This window comes from Facilibium subflavum (assembly GCF_003574485.1).
Taxonomy (GTDB): domain Bacteria; phylum Pseudomonadota; class Gammaproteobacteria; order Francisellales; family Francisellaceae; genus Facilibium; species Facilibium subflavum.
The window spans coordinates 1-672 of sequence record NZ_QLIT01000291.1 but is presented as its reverse complement, the minus strand read 5'-3'; the positions used below and the strand labels follow the sequence as shown (position 1 = coordinate 672).

Here is a 672-nt window from a genome sequence, read left to right as displayed (position 1 = left end):
TTACAGGTAACCTAAAGACTAGATCAGCTTTTATATTTTTAACGTGAGTTCGATATAAAAGATTACAAATGATGCATAAATATACTGTGATGAGGTTGAAATTTTTTTCTCCAAAAGGTATTTCTGGAGCTGAAAACAAAAAACCAACCTCATGGAGGTGTTATGCTAGAACTTATCTTCTGTTTTGTCGATGATTTTTGCAAAGAATTTATGCCAGCCTGGCAACAAAACTTAATTGAAACACAGCAGCGTAAGCGCTACCGTAAAACAACGATGAGCGACAGCGAAGTGATGACAATTATGATATTATTCCACCAAAGTCACTATCGCAATTTCAAGCATTTTTATCTGGATCATGTTTGTGTGCATATGAAAGACAGCTTCCCTAACACAGTCAGCTACAACCGCTTTGTTGAGCTACAGAAGTCTATGCTTGTTCCCTTGTGTTTTATGATGCATCTTCTTCAAGGTGAAAAAACAGGTATTTATTTTATTGATTCCACACCCATTAAAGTCTGTCATATAAAGCGCGAGAAGCAGCATAAAGTTTTTGATGGGTTAGCAAAGAAATCAAAATCAACCACGGGCTGGTTCTTTGGGTTTAAGCTTCATTTAGTGATCAATGATAAAGGTGAGATTATGGCTTTTAAAGTCACTGAAGCAACAACAGAT

1 protein-coding gene is annotated in these 672 nt (G+C 36.2%); it reads left to right on the top strand.

The genetic code is table 11. The annotated features are described in order from the left end of the window. Positions 1-162 precede the first annotated feature (162 nt). Positions 163-672, top strand: a 510-nt coding sequence (locus tag DNK84_RS13455) for an IS982 family transposase (protein WP_119344985.1), incomplete at its 3' end; no start/stop codon positions are given.